The sequence below is a fragment of the Geothrix fuzhouensis genome (assembly GCF_024609325.1).
In the GTDB taxonomy this organism is placed as follows: domain Bacteria; phylum Acidobacteriota; class Holophagae; order Holophagales; family Holophagaceae; genus Geothrix; species Geothrix fuzhouensis.
This window is the reverse complement of record NZ_JANHMQ010000001.1, coordinates 900,748-921,217: the sequence shown is the minus strand read 5'-3', so window position 1 is coordinate 921,217 and position 20,470 is coordinate 900,748. Positions and strand designations below refer to the sequence as shown.

Annotated in this window: 21 protein-coding genes; 14 read left to right on the top strand and 7 right to left on the bottom strand. The window is 66.5% G+C overall.

What is annotated here, in order from left to right:
* Positions 1-47: 47 nt before the first annotated feature.
* From NOV74_RS04265 to NOV74_RS04250, 4 genes are read right to left on the bottom strand one after another with little or no spacing between them, the layout of a single operon-like run.
* Complete coding sequence (locus tag NOV74_RS04265; RefSeq protein WP_257309557.1) at positions 48-266, bottom strand: DUF350 domain-containing protein; 219 nt, start codon at positions 264-266, stop codon at positions 48-50.
* Positions 266-445 carry a hypothetical protein gene (locus tag NOV74_RS04260; protein ID WP_243300654.1) on the bottom strand — a complete coding sequence of 60 codons (180 nt, stop codon included), beginning with the start codon at positions 443-445 and terminating at the stop codon, positions 266-268. Before NOV74_RS04260 ends, NOV74_RS04265 begins: the two co-directional genes overlap by 1 nt.
* The gene (locus tag NOV74_RS04255) at positions 445-2,472 is read right to left on the bottom strand and encodes a DUF4178 domain-containing protein (RefSeq protein ID WP_257309556.1); all 2,028 of its coding nucleotides are present in this window, start codon (positions 2,470-2,472) and stop codon (positions 445-447) included. The genes NOV74_RS04260 and NOV74_RS04255 overlap by 1 nt, the downstream gene beginning before the upstream one ends.
* A 26-nt stretch (positions 2,473-2,498) precedes the next feature.
* Positions 2,499-3,656, bottom strand: coding sequence for a pyridoxal phosphate-dependent aminotransferase (locus NOV74_RS04250; protein WP_257309554.1), 1,158 nt, complete (start codon positions 3,654-3,656; stop codon positions 2,499-2,501).
* A 74-nt stretch (positions 3,657-3,730) separates the two neighbouring features.
* Between NOV74_RS04250 and elbB the strand changes: the two genes are divergently transcribed.
* Together elbB and NOV74_RS04240 are read left to right on the top strand one after the other, a co-directional pair.
* The gene (gene elbB, locus NOV74_RS04245; protein ID WP_257309552.1) at positions 3,731-4,408 is read left to right on the top strand and encodes an isoprenoid biosynthesis glyoxalase ElbB; all 678 of its coding nucleotides are present in this window, start codon (positions 3,731-3,733) and stop codon (positions 4,406-4,408) included.
* Between the two features lie 16 nt (positions 4,409-4,424).
* Complete coding sequence (locus NOV74_RS04240) at positions 4,425-5,681, top strand: acyl-CoA dehydrogenase family protein (RefSeq protein ID WP_257309550.1); 1,257 nt, start codon at positions 4,425-4,427, stop codon at positions 5,679-5,681.
* Positions 5,682-5,711: 30 nt separating this feature from the next.
* Here the strand turns inward: NOV74_RS04240 and NOV74_RS04235 are convergent, their stop codons facing one another.
* Positions 5,712-6,350 (bottom strand): hypothetical protein, encoded by a 639-nt coding sequence (locus NOV74_RS04235; RefSeq protein WP_257309549.1) that lies wholly within the window; start codon positions 6,348-6,350, stop codon positions 5,712-5,714.
* Between the two features lie 128 nt (positions 6,351-6,478).
* On the opposite strand from NOV74_RS04235, the gene NOV74_RS04230 reads away from it, so the two are divergent.
* From NOV74_RS04230 to NOV74_RS04205, 6 genes are all read left to right on the top strand, one after another.
* The gene (locus NOV74_RS04230; protein ID WP_257309548.1) at positions 6,479-7,132 is read left to right on the top strand and encodes a DUF2520 domain-containing protein; all 654 of its coding nucleotides are present in this window, start codon (positions 6,479-6,481) and stop codon (positions 7,130-7,132) included.
* 25 nt (positions 7,133-7,157) lie between these two features.
* Positions 7,158-8,006, top strand: a complete 849-nt coding sequence (locus NOV74_RS04225; RefSeq protein WP_257309547.1) for an EamA family transporter — start codon at positions 7,158-7,160, stop codon at positions 8,004-8,006.
* Positions 8,003-8,599 carry a tRNA isopentenyl-2-thiomethyl-A-37 hydroxylase MiaE gene (gene miaE, locus NOV74_RS04220; protein WP_257309545.1) on the top strand — a complete coding sequence of 199 codons (597 nt, stop codon included), beginning with the start codon at positions 8,003-8,005 and terminating at the stop codon, positions 8,597-8,599. Before NOV74_RS04225 ends, miaE begins: the two co-directional genes overlap by 4 nt.
* An 85-nt stretch (positions 8,600-8,684) precedes the next feature.
* Complete coding sequence (locus tag NOV74_RS04215; RefSeq protein WP_257309543.1) at positions 8,685-9,386, top strand: TetR/AcrR family transcriptional regulator; 702 nt, start codon at positions 8,685-8,687, stop codon at positions 9,384-9,386.
* A gap of 20 nt (positions 9,387-9,406) precedes the next feature.
* The gene (locus tag NOV74_RS04210) at positions 9,407-11,206 is read left to right on the top strand and encodes a M61 family metallopeptidase (protein ID WP_257309541.1); all 1,800 of its coding nucleotides are present in this window, start codon (positions 9,407-9,409) and stop codon (positions 11,204-11,206) included.
* Positions 11,203-11,874 carry a glycosyltransferase family 2 protein gene (locus tag NOV74_RS04205; protein ID WP_257309540.1) on the top strand — a complete coding sequence of 224 codons (672 nt, stop codon included), beginning with the start codon at positions 11,203-11,205 and terminating at the stop codon, positions 11,872-11,874. The genes NOV74_RS04210 and NOV74_RS04205 overlap by 4 nt, the downstream gene beginning before the upstream one ends.
* A 171-nt stretch (positions 11,875-12,045) precedes the next feature.
* Here the strand turns inward: NOV74_RS04205 and NOV74_RS04200 are convergent, their stop codons facing one another.
* Positions 12,046-14,088, bottom strand: coding sequence for a S1 family peptidase (locus NOV74_RS04200; protein WP_257309539.1), 2,043 nt, complete (start codon positions 14,086-14,088; stop codon positions 12,046-12,048).
* Positions 14,089-14,300: 212 nt separating this feature from the next.
* Between NOV74_RS04200 and rnhB the strand changes: the two genes are divergently transcribed.
* The 6 genes from rnhB to NOV74_RS04170 all read left to right on the top strand — a co-directional run bounded on the left by rnhB (position 14,301) and on the right by NOV74_RS04170 (position 19,372).
* Positions 14,301-15,110 (top strand): ribonuclease HII, encoded by an 810-nt coding sequence (gene rnhB / locus NOV74_RS04195; RefSeq protein WP_257309537.1) that lies wholly within the window; start codon positions 14,301-14,303, stop codon positions 15,108-15,110.
* The gene (locus NOV74_RS04190; RefSeq protein ID WP_257309535.1) at positions 15,107-15,469 is read left to right on the top strand and encodes an NUDIX domain-containing protein; all 363 of its coding nucleotides are present in this window, start codon (positions 15,107-15,109) and stop codon (positions 15,467-15,469) included. Before rnhB ends, NOV74_RS04190 begins: the two co-directional genes overlap by 4 nt.
* A gap of 56 nt (positions 15,470-15,525) precedes the next feature.
* Positions 15,526-16,806 carry a beta-propeller domain-containing protein gene (locus tag NOV74_RS04185; RefSeq protein WP_257309534.1) on the top strand — a complete coding sequence of 427 codons (1,281 nt, stop codon included), beginning with the start codon at positions 15,526-15,528 and terminating at the stop codon, positions 16,804-16,806.
* A gap of 66 nt (positions 16,807-16,872) precedes the next feature.
* Positions 16,873-17,595, top strand: a complete 723-nt coding sequence (pal, locus tag NOV74_RS04180) for a peptidoglycan-associated lipoprotein Pal (protein ID WP_257309532.1) — start codon at positions 16,873-16,875, stop codon at positions 17,593-17,595.
* Positions 17,596-17,670: 75 nt separating this feature from the next.
* Positions 17,671-18,384, top strand: a complete 714-nt coding sequence (locus NOV74_RS04175; protein WP_257309530.1) for a tetratricopeptide repeat protein — start codon at positions 17,671-17,673, stop codon at positions 18,382-18,384.
* Between the two features lie 4 nt (positions 18,385-18,388).
* Entirely contained in the window at positions 18,389-19,372 is a 984-nt protein-coding gene (locus tag NOV74_RS04170; RefSeq protein ID WP_257309529.1) for a GHMP family kinase ATP-binding protein, read from the top strand.
* On the opposite strand, the gene NOV74_RS04165 is transcribed toward NOV74_RS04170, so the two are convergent.
* Positions 19,341-20,441, bottom strand: coding sequence for an A/G-specific adenine glycosylase (locus tag NOV74_RS04165; RefSeq protein ID WP_257309527.1), 1,101 nt, complete (start codon positions 20,439-20,441; stop codon positions 19,341-19,343). The two genes, NOV74_RS04170 and NOV74_RS04165, sit on opposite strands and share 32 nt — an antisense overlap.
* Between the last annotated feature and the right edge of the window lie 29 nt (positions 20,442-20,470).

Sequence of the window (20,470 nt, the reverse complement as noted above, 5' to 3'; positions counted from 1 at the left end):
TGGTGTCTTGGCGGTGATCGGTTGTCCTTCGCAGGGACTGACCAGGCTCACCCATGGATCGCGGCGGCGATGATCAGGCTGATGCCCAGGATGATGCTGCCCAGCACGATGCCGAGGGCGATGTTCTGATCGTCCTCCATCTCCTTCCGGAGGGAGAAGGGCAGGATCTTCACAAGCACGAGCCAGACCACGCCGAGAATGACGAGGCCCAGGATGGAGAAGACGGCGGCGAGGAAGAGTTGGTGAAGCAGCTGGTTGGTGATCATCACTTGCCTCCGTGGAATCCGTTGTTGTGCAGGAAGGTGCGGTAGGCGCCTGGGGTCTGGCGCACGCTGGGCGGCAGATCGGCGCGGCGTCGGTTGCCGAAGAACTCCCGCCCGAGGAAGCCATTGGCGACCATCAAGCTGAAGCCGCCGCCGAGGAAGAGCAGGTAGAGGATCCGCATCAGTCGTCACTCCCCGAGGCGCCCACGTTCGGCGCGTACATGCTCTCCTGCCAACGGCGGCTTTCGAATGCCATCATCCGGAACAGCATGAGCAGAGGCACCAGGAGGATGGCCAGCAGGGCGAGCCCCGGGTACAGCCACCGCATCACCCCTTGGCGGAGCCGGACATCAATGACCCTGACGGGCGGCACCTTCCCATCCCATTGGGGAGCCAGGCGCAAGACATAGCTGCCGGCCGGAACGGCGCTGAGAAAGACGGTCTGGGCCTGATCGCCTTCGGACCAGGACTCGCCGCCATCGACGCCGTGATACCAACTCGACTCCACCAGGAAGAGTTCGGCCACACCCGTGGTCTCGCTCACGAGAGCCCCATCCAGACCAATCCAGCTATTGTTGACCGGGGCGCTGAGCGTGACGGCCAGGTTCTGGTGGCCGCCCTTGATCTCGATGGGATCCGAAAAGAAGACGGGTTCCTGGACCTCGGCGGCCAGACCGGCAGGAGCCTGGGCGGGCGCGGGCCTCCGTGCGGGAATGCCCCGGCGGGCTGAGTCCGCTTCTCCAGGTTGGAGCCGTGCCATGTTGTAGAGGTCCAGCTGCCGGTGGAACAGCTCTGTGTTGCGGTGGGTGATGGACTCCACCATCACCAGGACCAGCAGCAGGCCCAAGGCTCCCACGAGCCAGAGGGTGGATTTCGCCAGGGCGGTTCTGTGGGGATTGGGCTGGAAGGAGGCGATGCCGGCGGGCTCTGGAGCCGCGCCCTGGAGCTTGAAAGCAGACCAGACCTCGCCCGGTTCCAGATAGGTGGAGAGGCTCCAGTTCACCTCGCCGCCCCCGCCTGCATGGGCCTGGCGCTCTCGGGTGAAGCTGCGAGGCGGGGCCACAAACTCCGACACCTCAACCCGCTCACCCTGTTCGACAGCCCAGTAGAACTCACCCCACACACCCTCGACGACGACCTCCACATCCTGGAACCGTCGCCAGTTGTGGCCCTGGGCCCAGAGATTCTTCTGCCCGTCGCGCACCTGGGGGACTTCGCCCGGGGCCACGGCGACAGCCTGGCTCCAGTGGCCGTCACTTTGCACCAGCCACTGGAAGCCATGGTGGCTGTCCAGCAGCAGGTATTCGTTCCAGGGATAGTCCGTCCCTTCGACCTTGCAGCTGCGCCTCAGCTGACCGATGCAGGTGACGGGCTCGCCGAGCAGGGTGCCTGCCGCGCCCAGGGGGATCACCACGTCCTGGCGGGGCTGGTTCAGGCTCTTGAGGAAGGCGAGCTTGCCCCCTTCCGCCGAAAGCAGGCTGCCGCAGTTGGGACACCCCACGCGCAGAGTCTGGTCCGGCGCGTGAAGGGCCAAAGCCCCGCCGCACTTGGGGCAGTTGAGACTCTGAGTGCCCACCTTGGGTGGCTTCCGGGTGCCGCCCTGGATGCCGAGGTCAGCCAGCGAGACCTCGCGACCCAGGAAAAAGAGGGGTGGCTCCTCGCCATAATCCAGGGTTGCGAAGGCCCCGTCGCGGCCTGACAGGTCCGCGTAGCGGTAGGTGGCGCCGGGTTCCACCGCCCAGGGGATCTCGCCCTCGGCGCTGTGGAAGGCGGCTTCGCTGAGCTCGCCCACGGTCCAGAGGCCATCAGGCCCCAGGTCCGCGAGACCGCCCACCTGCAGCTCGGCGGGTGCCGGCAGCGTCCCATGGGGCGTCTGGGTGAAGGTCAGGTAGAAGCGGCCTTGGGCCTCTGCCAGCCAGCCCCAGCGGCCATCGTCCAGAGCCAGGTACCACTCGTCCCAGACGCCACCCAGGGGATGCTTCAGCTGCACCCGGCCCGCGAGGGTGAACGAGCGCCCGGTGTAGCGTCCCGTAGCCCCGAGGCCCAGCGGGGAGCCTGTATCCACCAGATCCCCCACTTTGCCGATGAGCTCGGGATCCCGGTCCCGGCGGGCGGCCAGGGCCTTGCAGTAGGAGCAGACAGCCACCATGGTCCCAGGCCGGAAGCTCAGGGAGGCACCGCAGCTGGGGCAGGAGGCGAGGGCGCTCATGGGGTCCCGGTGATTATGCAGGTCGGTCAGAGGTAGGGGAAGGTGCGGACCAGCCCATCCTGGAAGGTTTCTTCCGGTGTGAGAAGGCTCAGCACCAGGTGGCCGTCGCCGGGAAGATCGAAGAAGGAGCCCGGATGCACCAGCGTTGAGCCTTGCTCGAGCAGTCGCAGGGCGCAGACCTCATCCCCATCCACCGCAGCGCGACGGAGCAGGACGGACCAGCCGCCTTCCACCGGCAGCCGGGAAAGTCGGAGTTGGGCGGCCAGCGCGGCATCCAGGGTGGCGAGGTTGGCCCGCAGGCGGGTCAGCACTTGTTCGCGGATTCCAGGCGCCAGGGCCAGCAAAGTAGGGGCGGCGGCTTGCACGGGGGCGGACACGGACAGGTACTGGTCCGCGAGGAAGGCCAGGGCCTCCCGGTGCTCCGCTGCCTCGGGGCCGCGCACCGCGATCCAGCCGAGCTTGAGCTGAGGCAGGGCCGCCACCTTGCTGAGGCCTGACAGCAGGAAGACCGGGCAGGGCGGTTCAAGATCAAGCAAGGCGGTCGGCAGGCGGTCGGCGGGCGGTTCCAGGGCGTAGTCCGCGAAGACTTCATCCACGATGAGGGCCAGACCGCTCTTGGCGCAGAGGCTCGTGAGTCCTGTCCACTCGGTGGTCGACAGGAAATGTCCTGTGGGATTGTTGGGGTTCACCACCACGATGGCCCGGGTGCGTGGGCCTACCGCCGCTTCGAGGGCCCCTAGATCGAGGTGCCAGCGGTCGTGGAAGTACGAAGGCACAGGCGTGGCGTGCAGGCCCTCCAGGCGCGCCAGCCAGTCGAAGAGCGGATAGCTGGGGCTGGGCACCAGCACCTCGTCGCCGGGGTCGCCCAGCAGCTTGAAGAGCAGGCCGTAGCCCTCGCTGGTGGAGGCCGTGAGCAGCAGGTCATCGGCCCGAAGGTTGTGGCCGTGATAGGCCGCGATGGCTTCGCGGGCGCTCCGTGCGCCCTGCGGATCGGGATCGTAGCTGAGCACGGTGGGCCCAGACAGGGCCCCGCAAATCTCGGCCTCGGGATAGACAAACCCACAGCGAGTGGGGTTCGACCCGGTCAGGTCAAGCACCGCGCGCCCCTCCCGGCGCAGGCGCGCCAGCGCCGCCGTCAGGGCATTCGGCTCGAAGCCGTGTGGCAGGCGGGAGGACAGGCGCATTCGACAAGGGTAGACGAACTGCCGCCGGCGCTTGCCCCTCGGTGGATAATCGACCCATTCATCAGGAGGCTCCCATGGCTCAGACCCCCAAGGTCGCGGTGTTGCTGGCCGGCTGCGGCCACCTGGACGGCGCGGAGGTGCGCGAGGCGGTGCTCACGCTGCTGGCCCTGGACCAGCATGGCGCGGCCTTCCAGTGCATCGCGCCCAACGCGGACCAGCACCACGTCATCAACCACGTCACGGGCCAGCCCGTTCCGGGCGCCACCCGCAACGTCCTGGAGGAGTCCAGCCGCATCGCCCGGGTGGGCCAGTGCCTGGATCTCGCCCAGGCCAAGGCGGGCGACTACGACGCCCTGGTGATGCCCGGCGGCTACGGCGTGGCCAAGAACCACTGCAGCTTCGCCTTCAAGGGCGCCGAAGCCGATGTGCGGCCGGACGTGGCCGCCTTCGTGCGGGCCTTCTTCGACGCGAAGAAACCGGTGGGCGCCATCTGCATCGCTCCGGCCCTGGTGGCCCTGGCGCTCTCCCGCAGGGCTTCGGCGAACCTCACCCTGGGCAACGATGCGGGCTGTGCCGCGGCTGTCAACCAGCTGGGCCAGCATCACAAGGACACGCCCAATTCGCGGGAGATCGTCATCGACGAGGCTTGCAAGCTCGTCACCACGCCGGCCTACATGTTCGACGACGCGCGGCTGAGCGATGTGTGGGTGGGGATTGAGCGCTGCGTGGCCGAAGTGCTGAAGCGCTGCTGAAAAGGCCGGAGGCACCATGACCACCTTCCCGGCCGATCTGCTGGATGAGCGGACCCGAGGTCTGCGGGAGGAAGTCCGGGCCTTCGTCAAGGCCGTGCCCCGGGAGCTCCTGCTGGACATGGACGCGGAGCGGGTGCGGTATCCCAAGGATTTCCTCGTGGATGCCGGACGGCGGCGGATCCTCGGACTGCGGTTCCCGGAGGCTTACGGGGGCCGCGCGCTTCCCTGGACCGCCGAGCTGGCCGCCCTCGAGGAAGTCGGGGTCCTGGGCACGTCGCTCGGGTGCCTCTACTCGCTGGTGTCCATCGTGGGCGAGGCGCTGGTCCACTTCGGAACCGAGGAGCAGCGGCGCCGCTACCTGGCGCCCATGATCGCGGGACGGCTTGCGCCGGCGGAAGCCCTGACGGAGCCCCGGGGCGGATCGGACTTCTTCGGGGCCGCCACCCGCGCCGTCCGGGACGGGGATGCTTTCCTCCTCGAAGGCCAGAAGCGGTTCGTGGTGGGCGCCGAAGGGGCGGACTTCTTCCTGGTCTACGCCCGCACCTCGGAGGACGGCGATCCCCGCCAGTCCATCACGGCCTTCCTCGTGGACCGGGGCGAGGGCGTGACCGTGGAGCACGTCTACGGCCTCATGGGCACCCGGGGCGGCGGCACCGGCCGACTCCGGTTCCGGAACTGCCGGGTGCCTTTAGCCAATGTCCTCGGCGGCCAAGCGGGCATCGGGCAGGGTGCCGCGGTCTTCGACCAGATGATGATCCCCGAGCGCATGACCAGCGCGGGCGGCGCCCTGGGCATGGCCCGCGCGGGATTGGAGATCGCCGCGCGCTACGCGGCCAAGCGCAAGGCCTTCGGCCAGGAGATCCGGCGGTTCGAGGGCGTCTCCTTCAAGATTGCCGAGTCCCTCACGCAGCTCGAGGCGGCCCGCGCCCTGTGCCGGGAGACGGGCCGCGCCATCGACCACGGCGGCCTCGCCCCGGGGCGCGTCCGCCGCATGGTGTCCGAGTCCAAGAAGTTCGCCACGGACACAGCCTGGACCGTGGTGAACCACGCCATGCAGGTGCTGGGCGGCATCGGCTACACCAATGTCTACCCGCTGGAGCGCCTGCTCCGCGACATCCGGCTCATCCTCATCTGGACGGGCACCAACGAGATCATGGACCTCGTCATCCAGCACGAGTTCTACCGCGAGTTCCTCAAAGCGCCCCTGCCCGGCCGCGATGTGGAGGCGGATGCGGAAAACGCCGACGCGCCCGAAGAGAAGATCTTCGAGTGACCAAGCAACTGGCGCGAGCTCGAAGGCTGATTAGCTCCCCGATTCCCGCCGCGGATGCACCATCCGCCGCAGGGCGGGCGTCAGGATCCGGCTGGCGGCGAGGATGCGGGCCTCTTCATCCATGGCCTTGATCCAGGGGGCGGCATGACCCAGAGCCAGGCCTGAATCGGGAAGGGCGAGGCTGCGGTCCAGGGCCCGCAATACCTGGTCCGCCACGGGCCCGGTCTCGCGCCAGCGGGAGGCGGCCAGGGCCTCGGCCTGGGCAGGGCGGAGGGGCGGCTGGATGAGGGCCGTCAAGGCTTCCAGACCCAGCTTCGGATTCTGGAGGAAGGTGGCCAGCACCCGGGTGTCAGGGCTCCGCCATACCAGGGTCCAGAGTGGCCGGGGCGCGTGCAGGGCCAAGCTGCGGCGCTCACCCATGGTCATGATGGCCCAGAGCTGCTGCAGTTTTTCCGTGGCCTGCTGACGTGCCTGGGGATGCGCCCCCGCATCCACCGCCACCGCTGCCAGGGCCCGCCAGGGCAGACGGGCCATAAGCTCCGCCCGCAGGTGAGCCGTGGCCTTGGGATGCTGGGCGATCCAGCGCAACAGGAGCGGGCGCTTCCGCAACTCCGGTAGCGCTGCCGCAGATTCCAGCCAGCCACGGGGGGGGTCGGGATGCCGCAGCATCCGGAAAAACCGTGGCCATGGGATGTCAGGCGGCAGGGCCCATGGGACTGGGGAGGGGGGAGGCATGGCCCAAGTCTAAGGGAATTGAGTCCGGAGTCCGGAGTCTGGACTGAAGACAGAGGACTGTTTTGCGCCACACTATCCCCATGCCTCCTGAGTTCACCATCCTGGGTCGCGGCCGTGCCGGTCGCGCGCTGGCGGCGGCCTGGGGTTCGCGCGTGCAGTTGCTGGAACATGGCGCCCGGCCGGAGGGGCTGGTGCTCCTCGCCGTGCCGGACCGGGCGGTGGCCGACCTGGCTTCGGCCTTCCCCGGGCGCTGCGTGCACCTGGCCGGCAGCCTGCATCTGCCCGGCGTGCCATGCGCTCACCCCCTTACCAGCTTTGATGGTGTGGCCCGGGACTGGATGGACACGCCCTTGGCCCTCACCGGAGCGGTGCCCGATCTGTTACGTCGGGCCTTCGGTGATTTGGGCTTCGCAGCCTTCGACCTGCCCGCCGAGTTGAAGCCGCTTTACCACGCCGCGGCGGTGCTCACTTCGGGCCACGCCGCCACGCTATGGCTGGGGGCCGAGGCCCTTCTGCGCGCCAAGGGCGTGGCCTTGCCCGGCCGGGGCCTGCTTCCGCTGGCGGAGGCAACTCTGCGGAACGTAGCGGCCCGGGGCCCTTCTGGACGCACGGGACCCTTTGTCCGTGGTGACGAGGCCACCATCGCCAGGGACGCAGAAGTCCTGCCGGAACCTTGGCGCGAGATCTTCCTGAAACTGGGGCGAAGCCTCGATTGAAACCCTCGACCCTCTGCGGAGCGTCATGTCCCTGCTGCTCATCGTCTCGGTCATCTGGGCCCTGTCCTTCGGCCTCACGGCCCAGGTGAGCCATCTGGGAGCCCCTTTCGTGACGGCGGCCCGAAGCCTCTTGGCGGCCCTGGTGTTCCTGCCCTTCCTGGACGTAGAGGGGCTGTCCCGGCAGCAGGTGTTGGCCTTCGCTGGCATCGGTGCCCTGCAGTTCGGCCTCATGTACTTGTTCTACATCGCCTCCTTCCACTGGCTGCAGTCCTCGGAGGTGGCGCTGTTCACCATCTTCACGCCCCTGTTCGTGACGCTCACGGCGGATCTCATGCGAGGCAGGATTTCCTGGCTGTTCCTGGCCACCGCGGCCCTGGCGGTGGTGGGGACGGGCATCTGCGTCTGGTCAGGGCTGGGGCGGAGGGGGTTCCTCCTGGGGTTCCTGCTGATGCAGGGGGCGAACCTCTGCTTCGCCCTGGGCCAGGTCCTCTACCGGCGCTTGGCCCCGGCCTCCGGGAAGCGGGATCGCGACCTCATGGGTCTGCTCTACCTCGGTGCCTCCGTGGTGGCCGTGGCCATGGCGGCACCCTCCATCCCCTGGGCCAAGGTGCTCGCCATGACTCCGCGCCAATGGGCGGTGCTGGTCTACCTGGGTGTGGTGGCCTCGGGGCTGGGCTTCTTCCTTTTCAACGCAGGGGCCCGCCGGACGGATATCGGCACCCTGGCCATCTTCAACAACATGAAGATCCCCCTGGCCATCCTGGCCTCGGGTCTGGTGTTCCATGAAGTCGTGGATTGGCCGAGACTGGCCGCCGGCGGAGTGGTCATCGCCTGCGCCCTCGGATTGAACGGCCTCTCGGGAGCACAGCCATGACGACCTTCATGCCGCCGCTGGCCCTCCGGACTCAGACCCCGGTCGCCTGGGCCGAGGCGGCACTGGCGGATCCAGAGGCCCTGTTGTCGGACCACGCCCACTGCGAAAAGAAGGCGGCCCTCACGGCCCTGAATCTGGCCCGACACCTGGGCGACATGGCCCACGCCTCGGGTTTGCTGGCCAAGTTGGCGGACGAGGAACTGGACCACTACCGGCGCGTGCTGGAAGGCCTCCAGGGCTTCGGCTGGACCCTGCTTCCCGACCGGGGGAACCACTACGCGCAGGCCCTCCACCGTCTGGCTTCCAAGGGCCTGCTGGACCAGTTGCTGATCGCCGCGATCATCGAGGCCCGCAGCTGCGAGCGCCTCTGGCTGTTGGAGCAGGCCGCGCAGGTGCACCCGACCCTGGGATGCGCCCCCTGGCTGGCCTTCCTGCTGGAGCTTGAGCACTGCGAGGCGGGCCATGCCCAGATCTACCGGAGGTTGGCGGAGGAGCGGCACGGTCGCGAAGTCGCCCAGCAGCGCCTGGACTGGTGGCTGGACCGGGAAGCGGAGACGATCCGGGACCAGCCCTGGAAATCTGCGGTCCACTAGGTCTTTTGAATAGAGATCTGCCGTCCATTGGGTCTTCTGACCGCTGGTAGGCCATGGCATCCTGGAGTGTCCTCCGAGGCAGCCTATGTCCACTGTTCCTGACCATGGTCTCAAAGAGATGGTGCCGGTCTTCGGGCCCGACGTGCTCGGGGCCCATGCCGGCGCGAGCTTCCACCAGGCGTTGGCGCGCCTCAGCGAAGGGGGCGACCTCAAGGCCCGTCTGCTTCTGTCTGCGCTCTCCCACTTCGCGGCCAAGGGCTATGACGGCGTGCAGGTGAAGGAGGTGGCAGAGGAGGCCGGTGTTTCGAAGCCCACCCTCTATTACCACTTCGGCAGCAAGGAGGGCCTTTTCCGCCAGCTCTGCCTCGTGTCGCTCTCGGCCATGGCGGTGCGCATCCAGGCCCTGGTCGAGCCCTTCCTGGCGACCCCCATCCGAGGGGCGAAGGCCATCGATGAGGCCAGTGTGAAGCTGGTTCAGGCCTACCTCGACCTGCTCCTGGAGAGCCAGGAATTCACCGGGTTCATCCTGCGCTCCATTGCCGTGCCCTCACCGGATTCGGGCTTCCGCGACCTCATGCCCCTCGTGGAGAAGGGCTTGAGCCCGCTGGGGCTCTACATGAACCACGTCTTCGGCACGGGTCTGGAGCAGGCGCGCAAGGAGGTGCTGTTGTTCACCTCCCTGGTGGGTGCCCTCATTGAAGAGAAGCTCCGGGATCCGCAGTACCAGATCACGGGGGACGAGGTGCGATGGGTGGCTCGCCGCTGGCTCCACGGCGTGCAAGGCTGAGAGATTCAGGGAAAAACGCCATGGCCAAGCTCGCCCCGATCCGGGCCGTTCTCCGTCCGCTGGATCTGTCCCAGCATCTCTTCGAAGTGGAACTGACGCTTCCCGCGGAGGCCTTGACCTCCGGGGCGGTAGTCGCGATGGCCGCCTGGACCCCGGGGTCGTACTTGGTGCGCGACTATGCGCGCTTCGTGGACCGGGTGCGCATCCAGGACGGGCGAAAAGAACGCCCCCTGGAGAAACTGGACAAGCAGCGCTGGCAGGTGCCGGACTCCAAGCGGGACCTCACGCTCCGCTACCGCGTGTACGGGAACGACCTCACCGTGCGCACCAACCATGTGGATGCTGCCCACGCCCAGATCATCCCGGCGGCCACCTTCCTCTATTTGGAAGGCCAGCTGGACCGGCCTGTGGAAGTGCGCTTCGAGAACTTTCCCGCGGATTGGAAGGTGGCCTCCGCCCTGCCGTGGAAACAAGGCGCCCACCTGGCGAAGGACTTCGACACGCTCGTGGATTCACCCTTCGAGTTGGGCGCATTCCGGACCCGGAGCTTCAGGACTGGGGGGACGGTCTTTGGGTTGGTGTTCACCGGCCGGCATAACGGTGACGAGGGCCGCATGGCCGAAGCTACCCGGAAGATCGTCGAGGCCGCGGGTGCCATCTTTGGCGGCTTCCCCTTCAAGCGGTACGTCTTCTTCTTCACCTTCACCCCCAAGCTGCGCGGCGGCTTGGAGCACAAGGACTGCACCAGCCTCATCGCGGACAGCCACGCCTTCGACAAGCCCGATGGCTACCACGCCCTGTACCGCCTGGTGGCCCACGAGTTCTTCCACGCCTGGAACGTGAAGCGCCTGCACGATCCCGTACTGGGACCCTTCGACTACAGCCGCGAGAATCCCACGAAGATGCTCTGGTTCCACGAGGGGCTCACCTCCTATATGGAGCATGTGATCGCGCTGCGAGCCGGTGTGGTGCCCTGGAGTCATAGCTCGAAGGAGCTGGCCAAGTGCTGGAGCGAGCAGGTGCAGCGCCCCGGCCGCCTGGAGCAGAGCCTGGAGGAATCCAGCTGGGATGCCTGGATCCGCTTCTACAAGCAGCACGAGTTCAGCCCCAACAGCTCGGTCAGCTACTACGACAAGGGCGAGATGGTGGCCTGGCTCATGGATGCGGCCCTCCGCGAAGGCAGTCGGGGGAAGACCGGGCTGGTGGACCTCTTCGCACTGCTCTGGGCCCGGCATGGCGAGCACGGACTCACCGATGCGGATGTGCGTAGGGCCTTCCTGGACCTTTCAGGCCGGGATCCTGAGCCGTTCTGGGAGGCCTACCTCTCCGGTCGTGTGGAGCTGGACGCCACCCACCTGCGCCGGGCCTTCGGCCTGGCGATGGAAGCCACGGCGCCTTGGGAAGCGCTCGCTCCAGAAGAGGCGAAAGACCCTGCCATTCAGCGGCGGGCCAAGGCCTGGACGGGCCTGGTGATGGCTTCCAACGGCCCCACCATCCAGAACGTCATTCCGGACAGCCCTGCGGCCAAGGTAGGCCTCAGCTTCGGCATGGAGGTCGTTGCCGTGGACGGGTGGCGCACCACGACCGCCGCTGAAGTTCAGCGTGGCCTTGCGGAACCAGGCCCCGGCGGGAAGGTGATCGTGTTGGCCTCCGACCGTGGACGAGTCTTCGCGGTGGAAGTGCCGGTGGTCGAAAGTCCAGAACGCACCTACTGGCTGAAGGTGGATCCCCGGGCCGGGGCCGTGCAGAAGGCCGCCTTTGCCGCGTCCTATGGCCAGCCTTTCCCCTCCGCGCCAGGGCAGCGGGGCGGGCGCCGGTGAGGATCGCCGCGATTCTTGCCGCCCGCGACGAGGCGGATCATATCGGGCCGGTGCTGGGGGGATTGAAGTCCTTCGACCTCCATCGTGTGTTGGTGGTGGATGACGGTTCCACGGATCGCACAGGGGCTGTGGCCGCCTCCCATGGCGCCGAGGTGTTGCGTCTGGAACCCGGTCAGGGTGGCGGCAAGGGCCAGGCCATGCGGGCCGGGATCGCGCGCCTCCGCCCCGATGATTTTGACTTCTACCTGTTCCTGGACGCGGATGGCCAGCATGATCCGGCAGACCTGCAGCAGTTCCTTGATCACCTTGCCACTCACCCTGATGCCGACTTTGTCATCGGCTCCCGGTTCCAGGATCGGGCGAAGATCCCGGCCAAACGTTGGCGCACCAACGCGCTGGGCACCTGGACCCTGGGCCGCATCGCCGGCGTGACTTGGGAGGACAGCCAGAGCGGCTTCCGCCTGATCCGCAAGAAAGTGCTGGACCGGTTGGATCTCCGCTCGACCGGGTTCGCGATCGAGATGGAGATTGCCATGAAGGCTTCGGATTGGAAGCTGCGGTGGGCCCATGTGCCCATCCGGGCCATCTACCTTCCGGGGCCGCCGAGAAGCCATTTCAGAGGAGTGATGGATACCTGGCTCATCGCCTGGGAATCCCTGAAGTGCTAGCTGGCTTCAACCTGGTCAGGCCTTGTCGCTTGACGCTGCCCTGCAGCGCCAAGCTCGGTCTTGATCCGAGTTGACCTGGCAGATCGCCTGGGAATCACTCCGGTGCTGAGGTGGCCCGACTCAGGCTCCCCTGGCTGATCGCCGGGGAGCCTTTGATGGATTGGGTTGGCTTCAGCGGGCGGCTGTGGGCAGGGTTGGCGCGTGGGCCTGCAGCACCTGCGGTGCCTGGGCTCCGGTGGCGGGAGTGATGGCCCGGAGCAAAGCCTGGATCCGGGTCTGCATCTCCTGGTCGTCGACTTTGCCCACCCGGGCCAGATAGAGGGTGAACAGGTCCGGGCCTTCGGCAGGGGGCACACCCGGTTTGAGGAAGGCGGGGTGCACCGCTGCGATCCGGCTGGCGCCCTCCTCCTCGAAAGTGCGCTGAGTGTAGGGGTGGCGCTGCTTGGCGATCTCCTTCCACCGCTTCTGGTCGCTTTCCGGCATGCCCGGCGTGGGATGGATGTGCTTGAGCACGACGAAGTAGTTGTCCTCCTCGTCCTCCGAGATGCTCAGGCGGCGGAGATCCCAGGTGACATCCTGTCCCTTCCGGGAGAAGCCCATGTTCAGGATGAGGAAGGCCTTGGGTGACAGGTCGACCTGGGAAGGATCAAGGTTCAGTTTCGCCCAGAGGGCCTGGAGCCGAAGGGATTTGCCTTCTTTGAAATCGAAGGCCATGTCCCGGAGCGCGAAGGGGAGCTGGCTGCGGTGCTGGAGGTATTCCACCCAGTCGCTGAGCCTGCCGCCGTAGGGAACATAGGTGTAATCCAGGAACTTCTCCATGTCGTAGAGCCAGGGCATGAGGGCGGAGGAGTCCACGAACTTGACGGCCATCACCACACCCGAGGGGACGAGGGTGGTGTAGGTGAGGATGGTGCCGTCGTCATAGGGCGTGAACCAGATGGCCTGCTGCCAGGGCCGCCCAAAGCGATCCGTGTAAGGCTTGACTTGATAGGGCTCGCCGAACGAGGTCACTCGGATGTCCTGGCCGCCGACGGTGCGCGTGACCTGGGCGCCCTTGAGCAGGAGATCCATGGAGACCTTCGGTTTGCCCAGGAGGTCGCCGAGACTGACATTATCCGGGCGGCGGATCCTGAAGAGGTATACCCCGTTGGCCTGGGCGTACCGCAGGCGGCCGTTCTTCGGGAGTTCGTTGCTCTTGAATTCCAGACCGGAAAAACTCCAGGTCTTGGTGGTCTTATCGCGAAAGATGACTTCGGGATCAGCGCTGTTGGGGATGTCGCCGATGGCCGCTTCGCTGGCCTCGCCGCCGGGGAACAGTTCGGTACCGAGGCTCTTGAAGAGGTCGTCCATCGACTGCGTGTAGAACACCGACTCCCGGGCCGCGAGGACCTTGCGGAGGTCCGTGTAGGGGCGGGGCAGGGGCAGGCTGAACACCCGGTCGAGGGCCTTCGAGTTCTCCGGGAACAGCGCGAAGGCGAAGCTCATCTTGTTGAAGAAGGCCGCGGTATTGGCCTTCACGGCCTTGAGCTCCTCGGTGGGCAGGGAGTAGCAGATGTTGTCCTTCTTCCCCTGGACCAGACCCACCACACGGCCCTGCGGGTCCACCAGCGGACCGCCTGAATTCCCGGGGTTCACGCCGGCGCTGCTTTTCAGCAGGTTCCAGGCGCCGCTCATGGGTTCAGGCAGCGTGCCGATCACTTCGCCGGGACGGATCACGAGGCCCTCACCATAGGCATTGCCCACGGTGAACACGGTCTCGTTGACCTGAAAGCCAGGCCGAAGTTCGAGCCACCGGTCGAACGTCCGGCCCTTGACCGTGAACTTGATCACATCCCGCTGCTCATCGAGGGCAAGGATCTGGTCCACCTCCCAGACATGCTGCTTGGCGTCCCGGATGAAGCAGGTCTGGTAGCCCATGGAGGCGTGGACGGGCTGGAAGACATGGTGCGCGGTCACCAGTTCCGTCTTCGAAACGGCGAAGGCGGTGCCGATGGAGATGTAGCGGTCATTGCGGATGTTGAAGGGCACCAGGTCCCAGGGCAGGTCCTTCTCGTAGGAAACGGGGTCCTTGGCCGGATCAGGGCGGAGCACCACCACCTCGAAGCTGGCCTCGGTGACTCGAGCCTTGATGGCCGGGGCAAGCGAGGTCTCCTGGGCCCGGAGGGAGGGGCCGAGGAGCAGGATGGGAAGGAGGAACGAGGCGATGGATCTCATGGGGTATCCGTGAATGCGTGAGGATGGAGGGCAGGCCTTCATCCGCCCTGTGGGCGGGTTATCGGTGACTATGGACCTTGAATGTCCGCAGTGTATCCCAGTTGGGCTCAGCCAAATTCGCGGTACCTTGGGCGCATGGACAGTTTCGATTTTGAAAGTCTCCAACAAGCCGGCAGGTTGATGCTGGGTCGGGGCTTCTCTTGGATGACCCGATGAACCCCCTGGATTGGGATCTGGGCAACGTGTCTCCGGGCATGGCCTGGGGGGGGGTGGACGAAGCCGGCAGGGGCGCGTGGGCCGGCCCCGTGGTGGCTGCCTGCGCGGTGCTGGATGTGGAGACCGTGCGCCGATGGCGCCATGTGCTGAGGGGCGTCCGGGACAGCAAGCAGCTGACGCCAGAAAAGCGCGAAGTCCTGGCGGCAGAGTTGAAGGCCATCTTGCCGGCCTACGCCATCGCCGAAGTGGATTCCCTGGCCATCGACCGGGAGAACATCCTGGAGGCCACGATGATGGCCATGCGGCAAGCCGTGAAGGACCTGGCAGTCCGGCCGCGCATCCTGTTCATTGATGGCAACCGTGGGCCGAGGACGGGCCTGCTGGAGCGTCTGGTGGTGGACGGAGATGCCATCAGCTGCGCCATCGGGGCTGCCAGCATCCTGGCCAAGGCGCATCGGGACGCCCTCATGATCGCCATGGAGGAGCAGCATCCGGGCTATGGGTTCGGTCAGCACAAAGGCTACGGCACGGCCCTGCATCGCGCCCGGATCGCAGAACTGGGAGTCTCCTCCATCCACCGCATCAGCTACGCGCCGGTGGCCGCCCTTCAGCGGGTGGACGAGGACTTGCGCGAGGCACTGCACCACAGCCTGGACCGCTGCGGCAGCGTGGCGGAACTGCAGGCCTGGGTGGTCACCGATCTGCGGCCAGCTTACGGTCGCTTGAAGCTGGTGTGGGTGGAGACCCTGCGTCGTCGCTACGCGGACAGGCTGGCCCAGTTCGCGAACCAGGAAGGCCTCGCATGATCGAGGTTGCCCTGGCCTTGATCCGCGAGGAGGGGCGCTACTTCCTCCAGCGCCGGGGCGCGACGAATCCCGTGTTGCCAGGCCTCTGGGAATTCCCGGGCGGCAAGGTGGAACCTTCCGAGACACCTCTCGCAGCGCTTCGCCGGGAACTCCTGGAGGAAGTGGGCATGGACCTCGGGGAGGCCACAGCGCTGCCGGTATTGGAAGGTGCCGTGCGGCTCCACCCCTTCCTTTGTGAAGGGCCGGGGCGACCTCGCACGGAACTGGCCTGGGGTTGGTTCACGCTGAGGGAAATGGTCAAGCTGCCCATTCCGCCCGCCAATGCCGAGCTCATCCGCCACTTGAGCAGGCTCCCCTGACCGGGCGCCGGGAGACGATCTGATAGGCTGGACTCTTCCCCAGGCCCGGAGCTGTCATGTTGCGATTCCTTGTTCGGACCTTCCTGCTCACCTTCGCTGTGATGGCCCTGCAGGCCCAGCAGACCGAGGTGGTGCTGAGCGCCTCCAGCAGCGCGAAGCTGGTGTTGGGCATGGCTCCGCCCAAGTTGTCCGGCCTTGAAGAGGCTCAGGTGGCAACGGAGTTCACGGCGGTGCTCAGACGCGATCTGGACGAGACCGGGGTCTTCGCCGTACTCCAAGAGCGGCTGCCGGCCGACTCGGCCCCGGCCAAAGCCTGGAAGGAGGCCGGTGCCCAGTGGTTGCTGACCGTCCGGCTCACCCGAGGGGTGGCGGGCGACCTTCAACTCGAGGCTTCCGCTCTGGATACGGCCGCAGAAAAGGCCGTCTTCACCAAGCCCTACAAGGCCGACCGGATGGTGCCGCTCCGGCGCCTGGCCCATGCCCTCGCCGATGACCTGGTGGCCAGGCTCACCGGGGAGCGTGGCGTGGCCTCCAGTCGGGTGGTCTTCATCCGTCAGATGGCGCCGGGCGTGAAGGAACTGTTCCAGATCGACCGGGATGGCGCGAATCTGATCCAGCTTACTCGGCACGGCAGCCTGACCTTGTCGCCCACGGTGGCGGTGGATGGTCGCCTGGCTTACGTGACCTACAAGGGGGGGGCGCCCGAGATCTGGGGTCAGCGTCGACGGGACGGTCCCCACGAGAAGTTGTATCCCGCCACTGGCTCGGGGGGCATGATTTCCTCGCCAGCATGGTCTCCGGACGGCCGTCGCCTCGCGTTCGTCCAGGGCGATCGTCGCGGGAACAGCGACATCATGGTGCTGGACCTGGGAACCGGACGCGCACGGCGTTTGACCGATGGCAATGGCATCAATACCGAACCTAGCTGGAATCCCAACGGCACCCAGATCGCCTTCACATCGGATCGCGAGGGAGGGCCGCAGGTGTTTCTCATGCAGGACGACGGCTCCAACCTGCGCCGATTGACCAGCGAAGGCCAGTACAACGCCAGTCCGGCATGGAGTCCCAACGGTGCGATGATCGCTTATGTATCGCGCTTTGAGGGCAAATTCGATCTTTTTATCTATAAACTGGGCGAAGGAAAGGCCTATCAGATCACCACTGGCGTGAGCACTTCCGAATCGCCGTGCTGGTCGCCTGATGAACGGCGGCTTGTGTTTACAAGCAATCGCTTCGGTTCTATGCAAATCTTCACCACTGATCTCTCGGGCCGTCAGGTAGTACGCATGACGGAACTTCCAGGCTGCCAAAGCCCCAAGTGGACCCGAGCACGTTAAAAAATAAATGACAATTTCCTGAGTGTCATCCATCTATACTCAGGCTCATCCAGGAGGAACAATCCCATGAGATACGGAACCTACCTCGTCCCCGCTGCCATCGTGCTCACGCTCGGCAGCCTCGCTTGCAAGCCCCCCAAGACGGCGGAGCAGATCAAGCAGGAGACCCAGGCGGCCTTCAACGAGGGCTACCAGGCGTTCAAGGACGGCAAGGCCCGCGATACCAATCCATACCTGAGTGCCAAGGAAGCCAAGGAAAACCCGCACAAGATGCAGGGTTGGTACGACGGCTGGGATAAGGCCAAGGCCGACAAGGATGCCGCCGACAAGATCGCCGCCGACAAGGCTGCCGCCGACGAAGCCGCCCGCAAGGCCGCCGCTGATAAGGCCGCCGCCGACGAGGCTGCCCGCAAGGCTGCCGAGGTCGAGAAGGCCGCTGCCTATCAGAAGGCCGCTGAGGCTGCTCTCAAGACCATCCACTTCGACTTCGACAAGTCCGACATCAAGGAAGGCGATCGTCCCCTCCTGCAGGGTATCGCCGACTTCATGAAGGCTTATCCCGCTGCCAAGGTCGAGATCGAAGGCCACTGCGATGAACGCGGCACCAACGAATACAACTTGGCCCTCGGCAACCGCCGTGCCGCCGCCGCCCTGGCCTACCTGAAGACCCTGGGTGTGGACGAGGCCCGCTTTACCACCATCAGCTATGGCAAGGAAAAGCCCCTCTGCACCGAGGCCAAGGAAGCCTGCTGGAGCCAGAACCGCCGCGGCGAGTTCAAGCTCAAGTAAGCGTTCCAGAACACACGAAGCGGGGGCAGCTGCCCCCGCTTTTCGTTTAGGATAAACAGGAACTCCGGAGGCCCCATGAACGTCCGAACGCTGTTCCTTCCGGCCTTGATCGCACTGCTCGCCGTCGGGTGCAATTCCGAGGACCAGCTCCGCCGTGTGGAGCAGGAGGTGGGTGACCTCAAGCTCGAAGTCTTCAAGCTGCGCCAACAGGCCGAGGACGGGAACAAGCGCGCCGAGGCCGAGCAGAAGGCTGCCCAGGAGGCCCGGGACCAGGACCGCCGCTTCCAGGCAGATCTGCAGCAGAGCCTGCGCCAGGTGCAAGACACCACGAGAGTCCTGAACAACCGCCTGAACAGCCTGCCCAGGGGCGGAACGCGGATGGTCGCCGAGACCCAGCCGACCGCCCAGGCCTCCGAAGACGAGCGCGCCTTCAATGCGGCCGTGCTGGACTACAACCGCGGCAACTATCCTCTCGCTGCTGAAGGCCTCAACCACTTCCTGAGGGACTATCCCCAGAGCGCGAAGCGCCCGGATGCCCTCTTCTTCCTCGGTCTCTCCCACTACAACCAGAAGGCCTACGACAAGGCCCAGATGGCCTTTGACCGCATCATCAAGGACCACGCCGCTTCGCCCCAGTTCCTGCCCGCCAAGCTCAAGCGCGCCCAGTGCTTCCTCAAACAGGGACTGAAGCCTGCCGCCGTGAAGGCCTTCCGTGAACTGGTGGACGGCTTCTCGGGCAGTGCCGAGGCCCGCACGGCCCAGCAGGAATTGAGCGACCTGGGGCTCTGAGCGCATGAATCCAGAACGTTGGCGAGTTCCCGTCCGGATCGACTTCGCGGGCGGCACCCTCGATCTATGGCCCATCTACGCCATGATGGGTGGCTGCCTCACAGTGAACGCCGCCGTGGATCTTTGGATCGAGTTGGACTTGGTGCGCCAGGGCCCCGGCCACCGGTTCACCAGCCGGGATCTGGGGATCGATCTGGCCTTCGACGTTTGGCCCGCGGAGCCGCCCAAGGGGCTTTCCTGGGTTTGGCGGGTGCTTGACGCGTCGGGAGCGCCGCCGGCGGTGGTGACCCTTCACAGCCCCGTGCCCCAGGGTTCGGGCCTGGGGGTGTCCTCCTGCCTGGGTGTGGGCCTGCTGGGCAGTGTCTTGCATGAGGAGGCCGGTGAAGGTCTTGCAGGTAAGGTGCCGATTCTGCGGGACCTGGAAAGTTGTGAGCTTCAAACCCCTGCCGGCTGGCAGGACTACTATCCGGCGGCCCTGGGCGGGGCCCTGGCGCTCCACTGGGACGGCCCCGGGCCCCGCTGGGAGCACCTGGAGCCTCATCCTGGGCTCCTGGCCGACCTGGTGGTGTTCTACACAGGCAAGCCGCATCACTCCGGCATGACCAACTGGGAGGCCTACAAGCGGTTCGTCGAGGGCGACCTCCAGACCCGCCAGGCCTTGACCGATATCCGAGACATCGCCCGGGAGATGGCCCTAGCCCTGCCATCGGATCCCGCCGAAGTGGCCACCCTGCTGGAGCGTGAGGGCCAGGCCCGGGTAAGGCTCTCCCCGGCGGTGGAGACGGATGCCATGCGGGCCGTGCGGGAACGGGGCCACCGCGGCGGCTGGTACGCCGGCATGAAGCCCTGCGGCGCGGGCGGAGGCGGTTGCTGTCTCCTGGTGGTGAAGGATGGCCAGCGGGAAGCCGCGGAGGCGGCCCTGCGGGACATGGGCCTGCCGCCCCTGGATCTGCGGATTACGCCAAAGGGACTGCACAGACTCGGATGAGGGCGGTCGGATCCGGCGCCTCAATGGGCGTCTGTCCCGGGACGGCCAGCAGGTCACGCAGACGCTGATCCCTTCTCCCGAGGGGAAGGGCGGGGAGCTCAGTCCAGGGCACCCAGTGCAGGCCCACCGCCGCTTCGAAGCGTGCCTCGAGACGCAGATGCAGCGGGCTCACAACCTCGCGGCGATGGGTGTAGACCTGGGTCCAGCCGGGCCAGGCCGTGAGGGACTGGGCATTGGGAGCGACCGGCTGGGCCGGGATTGGATCCGCACTGAGTGCGGGCCAGCGCCAGAGGCCCGCGAGGAGGCCCTTGGCTGCGGGGGCATGCAGCAGCACGTGGCCCTCGGCCTCCATGGCCACCAGCCAGAGGGAAGAGACCTTCGGTTTCGCCCGTTTCGCCACAGGCGGAATCTCCGCCGTACGGTTGGAGAGGCAGGCGAGGCAGCGGTCCGCCAGGGGGCAGGCTCCGCAGTCGGGGGTGGGCGAACAGGTGGTGGCGCCCAGTTCCATGAGTGCCTGCGTCATGCGGGCGGGGCCGAGGATTTCGAGGGCTGGGGCGAGCCAGGTGCGCAGGTTCGCGGCCTGAACCTTGGGATCGCCCTCGATCACCAGCAGGCGCGCCAGCACGCGGAAGGCGTTGCCATCCAAAGCAGGGGCGGGCCATTGGAAGGCGATGGACCCCACGGCGGCGGCAGTGTACGGCCCCAGCCCCGGCAGATCGGCGAGTCCCTCGAGGTCACTGGGCCAGCCCTCGGCAGCGATGCGGCCAGCGGCGGCCTTCAGGAAGCGTGCGCGCCGATAGTAGCCGAGGCCCTCCCAGGCCTTGTGGACGCTGTCCTCGTCGGCCTCCACGAGAGTCTCGGGGCTGGGGAACCGTTCCATCCAGCGCGTGAAGTAGGGGATCACCGTGGCCACCTGGGTCTGCTGGAGCATCAGCTCGGACACCAACACCGCATAGGGATCCGGGTGGGGGACATCAAGGTCTCCGGCCCGCCAGGGCAGGTCCCGCCGTACGCTGTCGAACCAGGGCGCGAGAGGAGCGAGGAGATCGGAGGAAGCAGGCCAGGACATGGTTTGAAGCTATCAGCTATCAGCTATCA